15 protein-coding genes are annotated in these 16,079 nt (G+C 65.5%); 10 read left to right on the forward strand and 5 right to left on the reverse strand.

Annotation, left to right across the window (positions count from 1 at the left end; translation table 11 throughout):
• Positions 1 to 45: 45 nt before the first annotated feature.
• From VB672_RS15435 to VB672_RS15455, 5 genes are read left to right on the forward strand one after another with little or no spacing between them, the layout of a single operon-like run.
• Positions 46 to 927 carry a BadF/BadG/BcrA/BcrD ATPase family protein gene (locus VB672_RS15435; RefSeq protein WP_329785082.1) on the forward strand — a complete coding sequence of 294 codons (882 nt, stop codon included), beginning with the start codon at positions 46 to 48 and terminating at the stop codon, positions 925 to 927.
• Positions 924 to 1,709 (forward strand): GntR family transcriptional regulator, encoded by a 786-nt coding sequence (locus VB672_RS15440; protein WP_329785083.1) that lies wholly within the window; start codon positions 924 to 926, stop codon positions 1,707 to 1,709. Before VB672_RS15435 ends, VB672_RS15440 begins: the two co-directional genes overlap by 4 nt.
• On the forward strand, positions 1,702 to 2,748 hold the full coding sequence (locus VB672_RS15445) for an SIS domain-containing protein (RefSeq protein ID WP_329785084.1): 1,047 nt from the start codon (positions 1,702 to 1,704) through the stop codon (positions 2,746 to 2,748). The genes VB672_RS15440 and VB672_RS15445 overlap by 8 nt, the downstream gene beginning before the upstream one ends.
• The gene (nagA, locus tag VB672_RS15450; protein ID WP_329785085.1) at positions 2,748 to 3,881 is read left to right on the forward strand and encodes an N-acetylglucosamine-6-phosphate deacetylase; all 1,134 of its coding nucleotides are present in this window, start codon (positions 2,748 to 2,750) and stop codon (positions 3,879 to 3,881) included. Before VB672_RS15445 ends, nagA begins: the two co-directional genes overlap by 1 nt.
• Before the next feature lie 13 nt (positions 3,882 to 3,894).
• Complete coding sequence (locus VB672_RS15455; RefSeq protein ID WP_329785086.1) at positions 3,895 to 4,962, forward strand: Gfo/Idh/MocA family protein; 1,068 nt, start codon at positions 3,895 to 3,897, stop codon at positions 4,960 to 4,962.
• An 81-nt stretch (positions 4,963 to 5,043) separates the two neighbouring features.
• On the opposite strand, the gene VB672_RS15460 is transcribed toward VB672_RS15455, so the two are convergent.
• The 4 genes from VB672_RS15460 to VB672_RS15475 form a co-directional block, all read right to left on the reverse strand.
• A complete protein-coding gene (locus VB672_RS15460) occupies positions 5,044 to 5,436 on the reverse strand; it encodes a GNAT family N-acetyltransferase (protein ID WP_329785105.1) in 393 nt (130 codons plus the stop codon).
• Between the two features lie 41 nt (positions 5,437 to 5,477).
• The gene (locus VB672_RS15465; protein WP_329785087.1) at positions 5,478 to 6,302 is read right to left on the reverse strand and encodes an ABC transporter permease; all 825 of its coding nucleotides are present in this window, start codon (positions 6,300 to 6,302) and stop codon (positions 5,478 to 5,480) included.
• Between the two features lie 3 nt (positions 6,303 to 6,305).
• On the reverse strand, positions 6,306 to 7,253 hold the full coding sequence (locus VB672_RS15470) for an ABC transporter permease (RefSeq protein ID WP_329785088.1): 948 nt from the start codon (positions 7,251 to 7,253) through the stop codon (positions 6,306 to 6,308).
• Positions 7,254 to 7,321: 68 nt separating this feature from the next.
• Positions 7,322 to 8,821, reverse strand: coding sequence for an ABC transporter substrate-binding protein (locus tag VB672_RS15475; RefSeq protein ID WP_329785089.1), 1,500 nt, complete (start codon positions 8,819 to 8,821; stop codon positions 7,322 to 7,324).
• Between the two features lie 142 nt (positions 8,822 to 8,963).
• Here VB672_RS15475 and VB672_RS15480 point away from each other — a divergent pair, with 142 nt between their 5' ends.
• The 5 genes from VB672_RS15480 (at position 8,964) to VB672_RS15500 (ending at position 14,244) form a co-directional block, all read left to right on the forward strand.
• Positions 8,964 to 10,061: an anhydro-N-acetylmuramic acid kinase gene (locus tag VB672_RS15480; RefSeq protein ID WP_329785090.1), complete on the forward strand. Its 1,098-nt coding sequence runs from the start codon at positions 8,964 to 8,966 to the stop codon at positions 10,059 to 10,061.
• Between the two features lie 7 nt (positions 10,062 to 10,068).
• Positions 10,069 to 11,085, forward strand: a complete 1,017-nt coding sequence (locus tag VB672_RS15485; protein WP_329785091.1) for a serine hydrolase domain-containing protein — start codon at positions 10,069 to 10,071, stop codon at positions 11,083 to 11,085.
• Between the two features lie 112 nt (positions 11,086 to 11,197).
• Positions 11,198 to 12,088, forward strand: a complete 891-nt coding sequence (locus VB672_RS15490) for an N-acetylmuramic acid 6-phosphate etherase (protein ID WP_329785092.1) — start codon at positions 11,198 to 11,200, stop codon at positions 12,086 to 12,088.
• Positions 12,089 to 12,140: 52 nt separating this feature from the next.
• A complete protein-coding gene (locus VB672_RS15495; RefSeq protein WP_329785093.1) occupies positions 12,141 to 13,049 on the forward strand; it encodes an N-acetylglucosamine kinase in 909 nt (302 codons plus the stop codon).
• A gap of 292 nt (positions 13,050 to 13,341) precedes the next feature.
• Positions 13,342 to 14,244, forward strand: coding sequence for a sugar kinase (locus VB672_RS15500; protein WP_329785094.1), 903 nt, complete (start codon positions 13,342 to 13,344; stop codon positions 14,242 to 14,244).
• A 6-nt stretch (positions 14,245 to 14,250) separates the two neighbouring features.
• On the opposite strand, the gene VB672_RS15505 is transcribed toward VB672_RS15500, so the two are convergent.
• Positions 14,251 to 15,843 carry an ABC-F family ATP-binding cassette domain-containing protein gene (locus VB672_RS15505; protein ID WP_329785095.1) on the reverse strand — a complete coding sequence of 531 codons (1,593 nt, stop codon included), beginning with the start codon at positions 15,841 to 15,843 and terminating at the stop codon, positions 14,251 to 14,253.
• Positions 15,844 to 16,079: the final 236 nt, after the last annotated feature.

The following is a 16,079-nucleotide window of genomic DNA, read 5'->3' on the forward strand; positions in this document are numbered from 1 at the left end:
GTGGCATGGTGCCTGTCCGTAAGATCACTTCGAGATCCATTCTCCATGACCGACCTTCTGTTCCTTGGCATCGACGGCGGCGGCACCAAGTGCCGGGCGCGCCTGCGCGATGCTCAAGGAACGCTCTTGGGCGAAGGAGCGGGCGGCCCCTCCAACCTCCGCCTCGATCCGGATCTGGTCTGGAACTCGATCCTGACGGCCTGCCGCGAAGCTCTTGCGCAGGCGGGGATCCCGGAGGGCGACCTCAAGCGGATTCATGCCGGCATGGGAGCCGCCGGCGCAGGCCAGACCAGCGCCGTCGAGCGCCTTCTGTCGCGCGCCCATCCCTTCGCGTCCTTCGAGATCGAGACGGACGCGCATACCGCTTGGCTCGGCGCCTTCAACGGAGGCGATGGCGCCATCCTGATCGTCGGCACAGGCTCCTGCGGCTATGGCGGCACCAGCGGCCGATGTCATTATGTCGGCGGCTGGGGCTACGAGATTTCGGATGAAGGCAGCGGCGCTGCCATCGGGCGCGAATTGCTTCGCCGCTGCATCTGGGCTCATGACGGCCGCGCGGCATCGACGCCTCTCTCGGATGCGGTTCTGGCCGAGTTCAACAACGATCTCGAGGTTCTGGTGGATTGGGTCGGCAAGGCCCGCCCGGCTGATTACGGTCGCTATGCGCCGCTTGTCCTGCAGCATGCCGAGAGGCGGGATCCTCTCGGCATCGCCATCATCGAGGATGCCGCTGCCGGGCTCAGCGCGATCGGCTCGCGCCTGCTCGATCTCGGCGCACCGGCGATCTGTCTCTTCGGCGGGTTGGCGGAGCCGCTGCGTCCCTGGCTGTCGCCGCCCGTTCAGCGGACCATCAGGGCTCCCATGGCCGATGCGCTCGACGGTGCCATTCTCCTCGCCCGCATGGCCGTCCAGGAGAGACGGCCATGAGCGAACCATCCGGCGATCAGCTCACCTTCGTGCCTCTGGATGAGGGCAATCCGACACCGCTCTATCTGCAGCTTCAGCAATCGATCGAGGAAGCCGTCCGCAAGGGCGCGCTCAAGGCCGATGCCGCGCTTCCGGGCGAGCGGGATCTGGCCAAGCAGCTCGGCATATCGCGCGTCACCGTGCGCAAGGCGATCACGGGGCTGGTGCAGAAGGGTGTGCTCGTCCAACGCTGGGGTTCGGGCACCTTCATCGCCCCGCAGATGCGCCTCGAACAACCCCTCTCGCGCCTGTCGAGCTTTACCGACGACATGTCGGCCCGGGGCCTGAAATCCTCGGCCGTGATGCTGAGCCGTTCGACGGGACCGGCCTCCACGGACGAGCTGATGGCGCTCGGTCTCTCACCAGGCGATCTGGTGAGCCGGGTCAACCGCCTGCGCCTCGCCAACGGCATTCCCATGGCGATCGAGAATGCGGTCGTTCCCTCGAAGGTTCTGCCCGATCCGTCCCTCGTCAAGCAATCGCTCTATGCGGTGCTGCACGAGCAGGGTTTCATGCCCACCCGCGCCCTGCAGCGGCTGCACGCGGTTTTGCTGAACGAGGAACAGGCCTCGCTGCTCAGCGTTCCGCCTCAAAGTCCCGCGCTCTACATCGAACGACGCTCGTTCACCGCGACAGGCGAGGTCGTCGAGTTCACCTCGTCCTATTACCGGGGCGATGCCTATGATTTCGTGGCCGAGCTGACCATCAGCCCGCCCGAACGGATGCACAATGATGATGCCTGACACCAATGCTCCTGCTCTGACGGCTATGCTGCGCGAGGCGCAGGAAGCGCCGCAGGTCGTCGCGCACCTGCTTAAGAGCAACGCGCCCCTGTGCCGAGACCTCGGCGAGCGCCTACGGGGCTCGCCGCCCCCTTTCGCCGTGACCTGCGCGCGCGGCAGCTCGGACAACGCGGCGACCTTCGTCAAATATCTGCTCGAGATCCATTCCGGGCTCGTGACGGCGTCGGTCGGTCCATCGGTCACCTCCGTCTATGAGGCGCGTCCGCGCATGCGGGACGCCCTGTTCCTCGCCGTCTCCCAATCGGGCCGCAGCCCAGACATCCTCAACCTCGCCCAAGCCGGGCGCGACGACGGAGCGCTGACGGTGGCGCTCGTGAACGACACCTCCTCGCCGCTCGCGTCCACCTGCGAGGTCGTGCTGCCGCTTCATGCGGGCCCAGAGAAAAGCGTGGCGGCCACGAAATCCTTCATCGCGGCGCTCGCGGCAGGCCTGCAGCTCGTGGCGCACTGGTCGCAGGACCGGGAGCTGCTCGAGGCCCTCGACACCTTGCCGGACGTGCTCGCCAAGGCGTCCGCGACCGACTGGTCGGCTGCGCTGCCCGTGCTGTCCGAAGCGGACAACCTGTTCGTCGTCGGACGCGGCGTGGGCTTTGCCGTCGCGCAGGAGGCCGCGCTCAAGCTCAAGGAAACGTCGGGCGTACACGCGGAGGCGATGAGTGCCGCCGAGCTGATGCACGGTCCCTGGACCCTTGCGGGCGATCACTTCCCGATCCTGGTTCTCAGCCAGCAGGATGAGACCTTAAGCGGCGTCAACGATCTGGTGACGAAGCTGAACGAACAGGGCGTTCCCGTGATCGTCGCCGGTGCGGCCGAAGGTCCTGCCAGTGTCACGCTGCCGGGGATCGAGGACGCGCATCCCTATCTCGCCCCCATCGCTCTCATCCAGAGCTTCTACCCTCTCGTGAACGCCATTGCCTTGGCACGCGGCCGCAATCCCGACAACCCGCCGCGTCTGCGCAAGGTGACGGAGACCGTCTGATGTCCATTGCCCTCGTGGGAGCCCGCGTCTTCGACGGCGCGCACATGCTCGACGGCCGCGCCGTCGTCATCGGGAACGGCCGCATCCTCGGTCTGCCTCACGAGCAGGATCTCGGCACCGGCATAGAGCACCGCCGGATCGAGGGCCTGCTGGCCCCAGGCTTCATCGACGTGCAGGTCAACGGCGGCGGCGGCATCCTCTACAACGACGTGCGCACGGTCGACGGCATCAGGACCATTGCGGAGGCTCACCGCCCCTACGGCACCACCGGGCTTCTGCCGACCTTCATTACCGATACCCGCGAAAACATGGCCGAGGCCGTGGAGGCCATGCGCGCGGCGTTGGACGCTCGCATCCCCGGCGTTCTCGGCATCCACCTCGAAGGCCCCTTCATCAGCCCCGAGCGCAAGGGCGTGCACAATCCGGCCTTCATGCGCCCGATGGAGGAGGAGGACATCGCGATCATGACCTCCCTCACCGAGGGCCGCACCCTCGTGACCCTGGCACCCGAGCGCAACGGCATGAAGGCGATCGCGCGTCTAGCGGAAGCAGGTGTGCTGATCTGCGCCGGCCACACGGCGGGCGACTATGACACCATCATGGAGGCCGCCCGTCACGGCCTGCGCGGCTTCACGCACCTTTACAATGCGATGCCGCCCATGGCTGGGCGCGATCCAGGTCCTGTCGGTGCCGCACTCGACAGCCACGACACCTGGTGCGGCCTCATCGTCGACGGGCATCACGTGAGCGACGCCGCTTTACGGGTCGCCATCGCAGCCAAGGGCACGGAGCGGATGATGCTCGTCACCGACGCCATGGCAGTGACCGGCACGGATCTGACCAACTTCGAGCTTCACGGCCGCACGATCTATCGCCAGGATGGCAGGCTCACCACGGCGGACGGAACGCTCGCCGGGTCCGATCTCGACATGGCGAGCGCCGTGCGCAACAGCGTGCAACGCCTGGGTCTAGGCTTGGCCGACGTGCTGCGGATGGCCTCGCTGATCCCGGCCCGGTTCCTGCGCCTCGATCATGAGTTGGGCCGGATCGCACCGGGCTATCGTGCCGACCTCGTTCTCCTCGACGAGAGCCTGCAGGTGCGGCAGACCTGGATCGGCGGGGACAGCAACTGAACAGGATCGTTCGATGAGCGCACAAAGGGTTCTGGTGGTCGGGCTCGGCAACATGGGACTGTCCCATGCCCTCGCCTATAGCCGGATCGATGGTTACGAGATCGCAGGGCTCTGCACGCGCAACATCGACAGCATGAATCTTCCGGCCGCCCTGCAGGATGCGCCGCGCTTTTCCGATTTCGAGGAGGCCCTTGAGGCCGTGAAGCCGGACGTGGTGTCGATCAACACCTGGTCCGACACGCACGCTCCCTATGCCATCCGGGCCATGGAGGCGGGCGCGCATGTCTTCGTGGAGAAGCCGCTCGCCGATACGGTGAGGGATGCCGAGCGCGTGGTCGAGACAGCGATCCGGACCAAGCGCAAGCTCGTCATCGGCTATATCCTCCGCCATCACCCCTCCTGGATCCGATTCATCGAGATCGCCAGAACGCTCGGTACACCCCACGTCTTTCGCATGAATCTCAATCAGCAATCGAGCGGAGCGGCCTGGGAGGCGCACAAGCGCCTGCTGCAATCCCTCTCCCCCATCGTGGATTGCGGCGTGCATTACGTGGACGTCATGTGCCAGATCACGAAGGCGAAGCCCGTGCAGGTCCATGGCGTCGGAACGCGGCTGACCGAGGACATGCCGGCCGGCATGTACAATTACGGGCATCTCCACGTGACCTTCGACGACGGCTCCGTCGGCTGGTACGAGGCTGGATGGGGCCCGATGATGAGCGAAACGGCCTATTTCGTGAAAGACGTGATCGGCCCGAACGGAAGCGTGAGCATCGTCATGGCCGAGACCGTTGGCGACATCCGCTCCGACGACATCAACGCCCATACCAAGACCAACCAGATCCTGCTCCACCACGCAGCCCTGACGGAAGACGGCACCTTCGCGAAGGCGGACGAGCGCATCGGCACCACGGACGAGCCGGACCACGACGCCCTCTGCGAGCGGGAGCAGCGTTTCCTCCTGCGGGCGATCCAGGAGGATATGGATCTGACGGACCACATGAACGATGCGGTCCGCTCCCTGCGCATCGTGCTCGCCGCCGACGAGGCGGTACGGACGGGGCGGGTCATATCGCTTTAGACGCGCGTTTCGTCCTCCTCCTATGTCATGGCCGGCACAAGGCTGGTGATGACGGCGGAATAGGATCGATTACCGGTAAAGTCACTCTTTTTCGTAAAAGACAAAGCTCCGATTGCGCCCCGCAAACTCGCGCTCATATTCCCGCGTGAGACGCCATCCATGACGCTCGTAGAAGCGGCGTGCGCCGTGATTGTCGCGGAAGCACTCCAGACTCTTCGCGCCACGCACCTCCGCCTCCCGCAGGAGATGCGCACCGCCGCCTCTGCCGTTCGCATCCGGATCCATGAACAGCATGTCGATATGCCCATTGTTCATGAGCAGGAATCCGCACTGCGCCTCGCCGGATTGCACGACCAGCATGCGCTCCCACGCGCCGGTGAAGCGCTCCGCAAAATAAGCGGCGTCTCGGCCCATAAGCACATCCTGCTCCAGAATGCCCGCAAAGGCCGCCCGATAAGAGCGTTCCGCGATCATCGCCAAAGCCGGGATATCCTCCTGTTTAGCAGAGCGCACGATCACGGCTGCCCTCGAAGGCGCGGATCGAGGGTGTCGCGCAGAGCATCCCCTAGGAGATTGAATCCGAAGGACAGGAACAGGATGGCAAAGCCCGCGAAGATTGCGCTCCAGGGTGAGAGCATGAGGAAGTTGCGCCCCTCCGACAGCATCAGGCCGAGCGACGGCGTCGGCGGCTGCGTGCCGAGGCCGAGGAACGACAGCGAGGCTTCGACCAGGATAGCGGCTGAGAGCAGGAGGCTCGTCTGGACCAGGATGACGGAGGCGAGGTTCGGCAGGATGTGCAGGAAGATGATGCGGGCATCGGAAGCCCCGATAGCCTTCGCGCCCGCCACGTACTCGCTCTCGCACAGGACGAGCGCCGGGCCGCGCAGGAGGCGCGCGAAGATCGGCGTGTAGACGACCGCGATGGCGGCAGCCGCGCTGTAGGTATGCGGCCCCAGGACGGCGATGATGCCGATGGCGAGCAGCATCACCGGGAAGGCGAAGAGCACGTCCATGACGCGCATGATGATGCGGTCGAGCCAACCACGGTAATAGGCCGCGACGAGACCGAGCGCGCCGCCGGCGAGAAGCGCGATGCCCACGGCGAGCAGGCAGGCGATGAGCGACGTGCGATAGCCGTAGAGGATGCGCGTCAGCACGTCCCGGCCCAGTTGGTCGGTGCCGAACCAGTTCAGCCAGGATGGCGCGCGCAGGCGCCGCACGACGCTCTGCGCCATGGGATCATAGGGCGCGAAGAGCGGCGCCCCGATGGCAAGGACGAGCTGGATCGCCACCAGCATGAGGGCGAAGGTCAGGAGCTTGTTCTTGGCCAGACGCGACACGGTTCAGGCCCTCACGCGGGGATCGACGATGATGTAGAGGAAGTCGACCAGGAAGTTCACGAACACGAAGCCCGCCGTCACCACCAGGATCGTGGCCTGGATCAGCGGATAGTTGCGCTCGGCGATGGCGCCCAGGATCAGGCGGCCGAGGCCCGGAATGGCGAAGACCTGTTCCACCACAATGGCGCCACCGAGCAGGTAGCCGGTCATGATGCCGACGCTGGTGAGGAACGGGATCAGCGCATTGCGCAGGGCATGCTTGTAGACGACGCGCCGCTCCGGAAGGCCCTTGGCGCGGGCCGTGCGGACGTAATCCTGCCCCAGTGCGTCGAGCATGGCCGAGCGCACGAGACGCGAGAGATTGGCGAGGATCGGCAGCGCCAGGGCGAAGGCGGGCAGCACCATGCGCTGAAGATTGCCGGTAGGATCCTCCGAGAACGGCACATAGCCGAGCGAGGCGAAGCCCGGCGCCCAGTTGGAGAGAAGCAGGATCAGCACGATCCCGAGCCAGAAGGACGGGATCGTCAGACCCGCGATGGCCGTGACACGCATGGCCACATCGGCTGCACCGCCACGGGTCTGCGCCATCAGGCAGCCGACAGGCACGGCCAACACCGCACCGATGACGAGCGAGAGGAACGTGAGCTCCAGGGTCGGCCACAGATGCAGAAGGATTTCGGTCGAGACCGGCCGGCCCGTCCAGAGGGACGTGCCGAAGTCGCCGCGAAGGGCCGAGCCGGCCCAGGCCAGATACTGCTCGACGATGGGACGGTCGAGGCCGACGCGGCGGTTGAGTTCGGCCATGCGCTCGGGCGTGATCTCGGTGTTTGCCCCGAGCATGATCGCCACCGCATCGCCGGGGATCATCCGGATCATCAGGAACACGATGATCGACACGCCGAAGAGGACGATGATGAGATCGATGAGGCGTGCGAGCAGGACGCGGTTCATACGGGCAAGCTCTTTTCAACAAAGATCCCGGCACCGCACGAAGACGGCGCCGGGATGACGGGAGGTGTTCAGTAGGACGCGTTGCGCAGGGTCAGGAGCGAGCGGTTCGGCATCGTGTCGAAGCCCTGCAGCTTGCTGTTCATGGCCGAGAAAAGGGTGCCGTAGGTCAGATGCGCCACCGGGCCGGAGCAGGCGAGCTTCTGCTGCACCTTGTCATAGGCTGCTTTACGCGCCGCCTGATCCTGCAAGGTGCGGGCCTGGTCGAGCAGTCCGTCGATCTCCGCATCCGAATACTTGAACACGTTGGTCGAACCGCCCGTGCGGAAGGTGCGGTAGAAATAATCGTCCGGATCAGGATTGCCGGCATTGATCGAGGCGAACAGGTCGAAGTTGCTGTTGCGCCAATCCTGGATGAACTGGCCCTGCTCCTGGTTGATGAGCTCGACCTTGAACCCGGCCTTGTTCAGCTGCTCCTGCACCACCTGGGCGATGTCCTTCACGTCCTGACGCGGCAGGACCTTCATGGTGACAGCAACCGGCGTGGCCACCCCCGCTTCCTTCAGCAGCGCCTGCGCCTTGGAAGGATCGGGCGTGTAGCAGGCGAACCGGTTCACATCGAGCGCCCAGGACTTGAGGGCCGGCGACAGCGGGCCGCCGGGCACGCCCGCGCCGAAGAGCGCCGCGTCGACGATCTCCTGGCGGTTGATGGCGTAGTTCACCGCCTCGCGCACCTTCGGATTGTCGAAGGGCGGCTTCGAGACGTTCATGCCGATGAGCGTATAGGCGAGATCCATGGTCTCGGAGAGCTTCACGTTCGGCTTGCCCTTGAGCTGGAGCGCCGTGGCCGCATCAATGTTGGGCAGGAGCGCATATTGCCCGTTGCTTAAGCCCACCTGGCGGGTGGCCGATTCCGGCACGATGTTGAACTTGAGGCCTGCGAGCTTCGGCATGCCCTTGTCCCAATAGGCGTCGTTCTTGGTCAGAAGGATGAAGCCGTTCGGCTGCCATTCCTGGAACTTGAACGGGCCGGTGCCGACCGGCGCCTTCTGCAGGGCGTCCTTGTTCGCCTCCATGGCGCTCGGCACGACGGCGATGGTGGCAAGCGAGCTCAGGAGCGCTGCGGAAGGCTCCTTGAGCTTCAGCTCCACGGTCGTGGCATCGACCGCGTTGGCGCTGTCGACGGCCGAGAGGCGGCTGGCCAGAGGCGACGCGATGTCCTTGCTCAGCACGCGCTTGATCGTGGACACCACATCCTCGGCTTCCATGGCCGAACCGTCATGGAATTTCACACCCGAGCGCAGCTTGAAGGTATAGGTCTTACCATCGGGCGCGACGGTCCAGGATTCGGCGAGGCCCGGGATGATCTTCAGGTCCTTGTCGATGGCCGTGAGGCCCTCGTAGATGTTGCCGTTCACCACCATGAAGCTCGGGAAGGCAGTGATGAGATGCGGATCGAGGCCCGTGGGGCTGTTGTCCGCTCCGACCTCCAGAACCTGAGCCGAGGCGGAGGCCATCGCCGCCGCCATGAAACCTGCACCCAGAACGGTGCGCAGTGCTGACCTGACCATTGTCGTTATGTCTCCCTTGGAAGCCGCAGGGATTTATAGGCCATCACCGAGAACCTGTCATGGTCCAATCTCATACCACTCTAGACCGGTCCGGCGCCTGTGCTATGGTTTGCCGCGAAATCAGACCACCCCGGAGCAGCCCATGTCGCAACGCCCCCTCGTCAAAGCCATCGGCGTCATCAGCGGCACGTCCATGGATGGCATCGACGTCTCCATCGTGGAGACCGACGGCAACACCGTCGTGAGGCCAGGACCGGGGCGAACCTTCTCCTATCCGGAGGATCTGAGAAAGACCCTCCAGGCGCTCATCGCCGAGCCGGCGCGGGCGCAAAGCGAACCGCTTCAGGATCTCGAGCAGGCGGTGACGGATGCCCATATCGACGCCATCCGGCGCTTCATGACCGAAACCGGCATTCCCGCCCGTGACGTGAGCCTGATCGGCTTCCACGGCCAGACGGTCTATCACCGGCCGGAGGTGCGGTATACGCGCCAGCTCGGCCTCGGCGAAAGGGTGGCATCAGCGCTCGGCATCGACACGGTCTACCGCTTCCGCCATGCGGATGTGGCCTCGGGCGGCGAAGGCGCGCCCTTCGTGCCGCTCTATCACCGTGCCCTGGCAAGCAAGCTTGCGCAGCCCGTCATGATCCTCAATCTCGGCGGCGTCGGGAACGTCACCTATATCGACGGCGACACGGTGATTGCGTTCGATACAGGCCCGGCAAGCGCGCTGCTCGACGATTTCGTCCTGCGCCGCAGGGGCTTGAGCTTCGACGAGAACGGACAGCTGGCCGCCTCCGGAAAGGCGGACGCGACGCTCGTCGCGGAGTTCATGAGCAATCCGTTCTTCGATCGTCCCGCTCCGAAATCCCTCGATCGCCAGGATTTCCATGCCCGCGCCAAGGGCGTGGAGGCCCTGTCCGATGCGGATGGTGCTGCGACGCTCGCGGAGTTCACCATCCAATCCGTTATCGCCTCCCTGCGCCATGTGCCGCGCGCGCCGCAGCGCTGGCTTGTCACCGGCGGCGGGCGACGCAATGCCCATTTCATGAAGCGCCTGCACGAGGAACTGATGGTGGCCGTCGATCCGGTCGAAGCGGTGGGTTGGGACGGCGACTTCCTGGAGGCACAGGCCTTCGGCTATCTCGCCGTGCGCTCCACGCTCGGGCTTCCTTTAAGCCTTCCCACCACGACGGGTGTGCCGCATCCCATGCCGGGCGGCGAACTGCACCGCGCCGCGTGATCCTGCCATGGCATTGACCACACTGATCGAGCAGGCCTTCGCGCCTGCCGCCACCTCCGTTCGGGACGGCAACATACCGGGCGCCGTGCTCGGCATCGTCACGGCCGATGGCGAGCGTGCCGTGCACTGGGCAGGCTATGCGCAGGTCGAGCCGGAGCAGGACCATGTTTCACGGGAAACATGGTTCGACCTCGCCTCGCTCACCAAGGTGATCTTCACGACGACGCGCATTCTGCAGCTGGTGGAAGCGGGCAGAATCGCGCTCGACGACCCTCTCGTGACGGTCATGCCGGATCTGCGCCAATACGATATGAACGCCGCCGAGCGGCGCCTGACGTTCCGTCAATGCCTGGCGCACCAGACGCATCTGCCCGCCGTCGAGCCGCTCTATACCTACGGCCAGGATCCGGACACCCTGCGGGCCTTCATCCTGCAGCGCATCTGGCAGCCCGGACCGCCGGTCTATTCCGACATCAACTACATGCTGCTCGGCATCGCGATCGAGCGTATCACGGGCCAAGCGTTGATCGACCAGCCTTTGCCCGAGAAGTTCTCCTTCCGGCCCGATCCGAAGCTGTGCGCAGCCACCGAGAGGGACACCTGGCGCGGGCGCGTGATCCGCGGAGAAGTGCATGACGAGAACGCCTTCGCACTGGGCGGCGCCTCGGGCCATGCGGGGCTGTTCGGCACCATCGACGGCGTGCTCGATTTCGCCCGTTCGCTCCTCGACGGCTCCGGCCTCTCGCCGGAGTCCATCAGAGCTATCCGCATACGGGAATCGGAGAAGCGGACGGTGGGCTGGGAGGGCTTCTATCTCGGCTGGCACGGGGGCGATTCCTGCTCGCCCGAGACGGTCGGTCATACAGGCTTCACGGGCACCGGTTTATGGCTCGATTTCGAACGTGGTCTTGCCTGGTCGCTGCTCACCAACCGGGTTCATCCGAGCCGGCACAAGGACAGCGGGATCCTCGGCTTACGCCGTGCAACGGGCGAGCAGGTGATCGCGTTGTTCGACCGACGGTAGCCGCTTTAAGGATGCCAACAGGAAGTTAGCCGTTTCCCGCGCCGGAACCCTCTGCGCACCATTGTTGTGACCATCCACTGGTCCTATACTGGTCTGGAAGAAAGTTGGCATAATGGCGACAGAACATTTCAGTACCCGCTACCAGGATCTCGATACTTGGCCGAGCCTCGACGTGCTCTCGGCTTTCTATGAGGGGCAGCTCTCAGCGGTGGCTGCCGTCAGGCCATCGCTGCCGGCCATCGCGGCGGCGGCGGAAGAGGCGGTCAAACGCCTGCGCAGGGGCGGACGGCTCGTTTATGCGGGCGCCGGCACCTCGGGCCGCATCGGTGTCCAGGACGGAACGGAACTGCCGCCGACCTTCAACTGGCCCGATGACAGGGTGGTCTATCTGATCGCCGGAGGCACGGGCGCCATCATGCAGGCGGTGGAGAACGCCGAGGATTCGGTCGAGGAAGGCATCGCCGGAATCCGCGGCAACGCCATCGGCCCCGACGACGTGGTGATCGGCGTCGCGGCGAGCGGCCACACGCCCTTCACGATCGCGGCGCTCAAGGAAGCTGCCTCCCGCGGCGCGCAGACGATCGGCATCTCCAACAACCCGGACACGCCCATCCTCGAGGCCTGCTCCCACCCGATCCTCGCCGATACCGGCGAGGAGGTGATCGCCGGCTCCACCCGCATGAAGGCCGGCACGGCTCAGAAGATCATCCTCAACCTGCTCTCGACCCTGATCATGGTGCGCCTCGACCGGGTTTATCGCGGCCTGATGGTCAACATGCGTGCGACCAATGCCAAGCTGCGCCGCCGCAGCGAGATCATGGTCGCGCAGATCACCGATTGCGGCGATGCCACCGCCGTCGAGGCGATCCGGCAGGCGGACGGCGATCTGAAGACCGCCGTTCTCATCGCCCTGGGCGCCAGCGTCGCGGAAGCACGCGGGGCGCTCGACCGAAACGGTGGCAATCTGCGCCAAGCCCTGGCAGATTTCTCCACGTCATCCTAGCAGGGGCGACACGAGGGGCCAGCCGGTCGGCTGAAACAAGAGGCGAAGAGTCATGGGGCTGGGGCTTGGCATCGACGCGGGTGGCACCGCCACGCGCTGGCGGCTGGCGGATACACGCGGCCAATGCGTCGCTCAGGGCTCCGTCGCACCCCTCACCGGCCACCTCTTCTCCGCCGCTGCCGAGGAGCGCGCCCGTCAGATCGTCCTCGACATGGCTCAGGCCGTCATGCGGCAGGGCAGGCCCCTGGGCATCATCGCCGGCATCACGGGGCTCACCCGCGACACGCCGGCGGAGGCGACCATGCGGGCCCTGTTGGCGGAAACCTTCGAGCTCTCCTCCGACAAGGTCTTCGTCGCCGAGGATATGTGGATCGCCTACCTGTCCTATTTCGCGCTCGGCGAAGGCATCCTGATCTATAGCGGTACCGGCTCCATCGGCTATTACCTGTCCGAGGACAAGGAGGTCATCCGGGTCGGCGGACGCGGCAACCTGATCGACGATGGCGGCTCCGGCTTCTGGATCGCCCGCGAGGCCCTCAAGGCCATCCTGCGCGCCGAGGAGGAAAGTCCCGGCGCCGGCTGGACGACGATTCTCGGCACCTGCCTGGCCAGGGCGCTGGGCGGCACCGACTGGAACCTCGTGCGCTCCTTCGTCTACGGCGGCGACCGCGGCAAGATCGGCTCGCTCGCCCGCGCCGTGGGCGAAGCCGCCCAGGCTGGCGACGGCACCGCGCTCGACATCCTGACGGAAGCGGGCGAGGAGCTCGCCCGCCTCGCCAATGCCCTCATCAAGCGTCTCGGCCCCCGGCCCGTGGCCCTGGTGGGCGGCTCCGCACGGCTCCACCCCGCCCTGTCCGAGGCTTTCCGGAAGGAGCTGGTGGCGCCCGTCGAGTTCATCGCCACCGATCTGGACGCGGCGCTCACGGCAGCCCGGCTTGCGGCCACGCTCAACAGGGCGTGAGAGATCCTTAGGGTAGCTTACGACCCGTGTTTCCCTCCATACCTTGTCATCACCGGCCTTGTGCCGGTGATCCCAATGATGTGAGACGCGGTGCTCTACCGATCGAGATGGCCGGCACAAGGCCGGCCATGACGGGCGCACCACCCCGGACCCTCCCTGCAAAGGGAGAAGGCGGTCAGGCACGATACCGGACTTCATCGTCACGCATCCAACGCCGCCCGGAAGACCTTGCCTAATCGGCCCCGCTCGTCCAAGACTTCAGCGGCGAAATCAGATCCAAGACGTATTTGCGATGCATGCTCTCTTCGTGGGCCAGACCTATATCGACGTGACCTTCCTGGCGGACGAGCTTCCGACGGGGGACGAGAAGACCGTGGCGCGGGATTACGCGATCTCCTTTGGCGGCAACGCGGTCACGGCCGCCTTCGCGTGCGCCAAGCTCGGGCTGGCGCCCGATCTCCTGACCTCGATCGCCGATGACTGGCTCGGCCGCATGTTCATCGACATGGCGGCGAAATACGGGATCTCGGTCCACCACCGGAAGGTGCACGAATCGTCCCTGTCCTTCATCATGCCCCGGGGCGGCAAGCGTGCCATCGTCCGCTGCCGCGACGACCATTACCTGCACCCGGTGCCGCCGCTGAACCTCCAGGGCTGCAAGGCCCTGCACCTCGACGGCCACCAGGCCGATGCGGCCATGCACTACGCCAAGATCTGCCGCGAATCCGGCATCCTCACCTCTCTCGACGGTGGCGGTCTGCGCTCCAATACTCACGAACTCCTGGAATTCATCGACGTCGCCATCGTGGCCGAGCGCCTGTGCGAGCAGATGGACCTCACGCCTTCAGGCATGCTGGACTACCTCAAGAGCCGCGGCTGCAAGATCGGCGGCGTGACTCTCGGCGAGCGCGGCCTCGTCTGGTACGACGAGACCGGCCAGGAGAGCGTCCTGCCGGCGCTGAACGTGCCGGGAGAGAAGGTCGTGGACACTAATGGCGCTGGCGACATCTTCCACGGTGCCTATGTCTATTCCGCCATGGCCCGTCCCGACCTGCCCTGGCGCGAGCATTTCATCTTCGCCCGCGCAGCGTCCGCTCACGCCATCCAGCACCTCGGCAACGAGGCGAGCCTGCCGTCCATCGAGAACATCGCGCAGGTGCAGGAGCTCTACACCGAGCGCAAGCTGGCGGCCTGAGCCTCATCACAGCTGCAGGTCTGCGAGATCCAGCCTGCGCGAGACCTCGACGGCGTCCAAAAAGGTCTCGTCGTGGCTGACGATCAGCAGGGCGCCGTCATAGGCCCGAAGGCCCGCCTCGATGGCTTCGATGGAATCGATGTCGAGATGATTCGTCGGCTCGTCGAGGATCAGCAGGGCTGGCGGCCTCGGCCCACCCAGCACGCAGGCGAGGCCCGCGCGCAGCACTTGTCCGCCGCTTAACGTGGAAACAGGTTGCAGCGCTGCATCGGCCCGGAACATGAACCGGGCCAGGGCCGCCCGGCAGTCGTTCTCGTTGGCCTCCGGGTTGATGCGGCGGAAGTTGTCGCGGATCGTTTCCCAACGATCGAGAAGGCTCACCTGCTGGTCGAACAGCGCGAAGTCCGTCATGACTCTCACACTCCCGCTCCAGGGCTGCATCTGTCCATTGATCAAGGCGAGCAAAGTCGTCTTGCCCGAGCCATTGGGACCAACGATTGCGACGCGCTCCGGCCCGGTGATGGCGAAGGACAGTTCGCGCAGGATTGGCCGCTCCGGTTCGTAGCCGACGCTTGCGGCTTCGATGGCAAGAACCTTTCTGCCGGCCGGCAGATGCGTCGGCGGCAGCACCACGGAGAAGGGCTGCAGGATCTCGATCCGCTCGCGCACCATGGCTGCCGCCTCATGGGCCTGCGCCCGGCGGCTCTCGACAAGACGAGCGCTCCTGCCGCTCGTTTTCTCGCTGAGATTCTTCAGCCCGTTCATGAGGATGCGCGGCATGTCGCCCTTGGCGCGCTTTCGTTTGGCCACGCCATCCTTGCGCGCCTTGCGCTCGGCCGTCTCCTGCGCCTTCCGGTCGATCTCTGCGATGCGCTTCTCGGCATCCGCCAGATCATGCCGTGTCGCCGCGAGGTCCAGCGCCTTGCGCTCGCGGTACCGGCTCCAGTTGCCGCCATAGCGCGTGGCGCCGAGCGTGGTCAGCTCGACGGTGGCGTCCATGGTGTCGAGCAGTTCGCGGTCGTGGCTGACGACGATTGCACCGCCGCGCCAGCTGGCGAGAAGAGCGATCACCGCCTCGCGTCCTTCCCGGTCGAGATTGTTGGTCGGCTCGTCGAGAAGCAGGAAGTCGGGTTCCGCAAAGACAAGCGCCGCGAGTCGGGCCCGCGTGCTCTGCCCGCCGGAGAGGGTTGAGAGCGGCGTGTCCGGCTGCGCATCGAGGCCGACACGCGCGAGAGCGGCCGCCATGCGAGCGTCCAGCGTCCAATCCGCGTTAGCAAGTTCCTCAGCTGAGGCCTCACCGACTTCGGCGCGGCGCAGGAGCGCCAGTGCATCGACAGCGCCGAACAGGGACGCGATGGTCTCCGTGGGATAGGCCTGCATCGTCTGGCGCAGGTACCCGAGGCTACCATTGACGGTGACGCTGCCGGCATGGGGCTGCAGCTCTCCGGAGATCAGCTTGAGGAGCGTGGTTTTGCCGACGCCGTTACGGCCGACAAGTCCCGTCCGTTCCCGACTGAAATTCAGATCGAGATCGGAAAGAAGAGAGCGGCCGTCAGGCGCGGACCATGAAAGACGAGAGAGGCTGATCGAAGCAGGCATGATGATGGATTTTCCCGGTGGCAAGGCAGAGCGGCATTGCTGTCGGGTTGAAATCCATTGCGGCATACATCCTGTCGAAACAGACGCCTCACGGGCATCCGATGTCAGATATACAAAGGCCCGTGGGCCCCCCCCCCGTTTGGGGGGGGGCCCGGCCGGGTTTTTTTGCGGCCCCCACGCCCCCCGCCTCTTAAAAAAAATAAACTCCGCCGACTTGGTTGCCGGGTTTGCGGGCA

The organism is Microvirga sp. CF3016, from assembly GCF_036314085.1.
In the GTDB taxonomy this organism is placed as follows: Bacteria; Pseudomonadota; Alphaproteobacteria; order Rhizobiales; family Beijerinckiaceae; genus Microvirga.

Coding starts and splice junctions, on each gene's coding strand:
- VB672_RS15435 (WP_329785082.1), top strand. CDS start 46: ATGACCGACCTTCTGTTCCTTGGCATCGACGGCGGCGGCACCAAGTGC.
- VB672_RS15440 (WP_329785083.1), top strand. CDS start 924: ATGAGCGAACCATCCGGCGATCAGCTCACCTTCGTGCCTCTGGATGAG.
- VB672_RS15445 (WP_329785084.1), top strand. CDS start 1,702: ATGCCTGACACCAATGCTCCTGCTCTGACGGCTATGCTGCGCGAGGCG.
- nagA (WP_329785085.1), top strand. CDS start 2,748: ATGTCCATTGCCCTCGTGGGAGCCCGCGTCTTCGACGGCGCGCACATG.
- VB672_RS15455 (WP_329785086.1), top strand. CDS start 3,895: ATGAGCGCACAAAGGGTTCTGGTGGTCGGGCTCGGCAACATGGGACTG.
- VB672_RS15460 (WP_329785105.1), bottom strand. CDS start 5,436: ATGATCGCGGAACGCTCTTATCGGGCGGCCTTTGCGGGCATTCTGGAG.
- VB672_RS15470 (WP_329785088.1), bottom strand. CDS start 7,253: ATGAACCGCGTCCTGCTCGCACGCCTCATCGATCTCATCATCGTCCTC.
- VB672_RS15475 (WP_329785089.1), bottom strand. CDS start 8,821: ATGGTCAGGTCAGCACTGCGCACCGTTCTGGGTGCAGGTTTCATGGCG.
- VB672_RS15480 (WP_329785090.1), top strand. CDS start 8,964: ATGTCGCAACGCCCCCTCGTCAAAGCCATCGGCGTCATCAGCGGCACG.
- VB672_RS15485 (WP_329785091.1), top strand. CDS start 10,069: ATGGCATTGACCACACTGATCGAGCAGGCCTTCGCGCCTGCCGCCACC.
- VB672_RS15490 (WP_329785092.1), top strand. CDS start 11,198: ATGGCGACAGAACATTTCAGTACCCGCTACCAGGATCTCGATACTTGG.
- VB672_RS15495 (WP_329785093.1), top strand. CDS start 12,141: ATGGGGCTGGGGCTTGGCATCGACGCGGGTGGCACCGCCACGCGCTGG.
- VB672_RS15500 (WP_329785094.1), top strand. CDS start 13,342: ATGCATGCTCTCTTCGTGGGCCAGACCTATATCGACGTGACCTTCCTG.
- VB672_RS15505 (WP_329785095.1), bottom strand. CDS start 15,843: ATGCCTGCTTCGATCAGCCTCTCTCGTCTTTCATGGTCCGCGCCTGAC.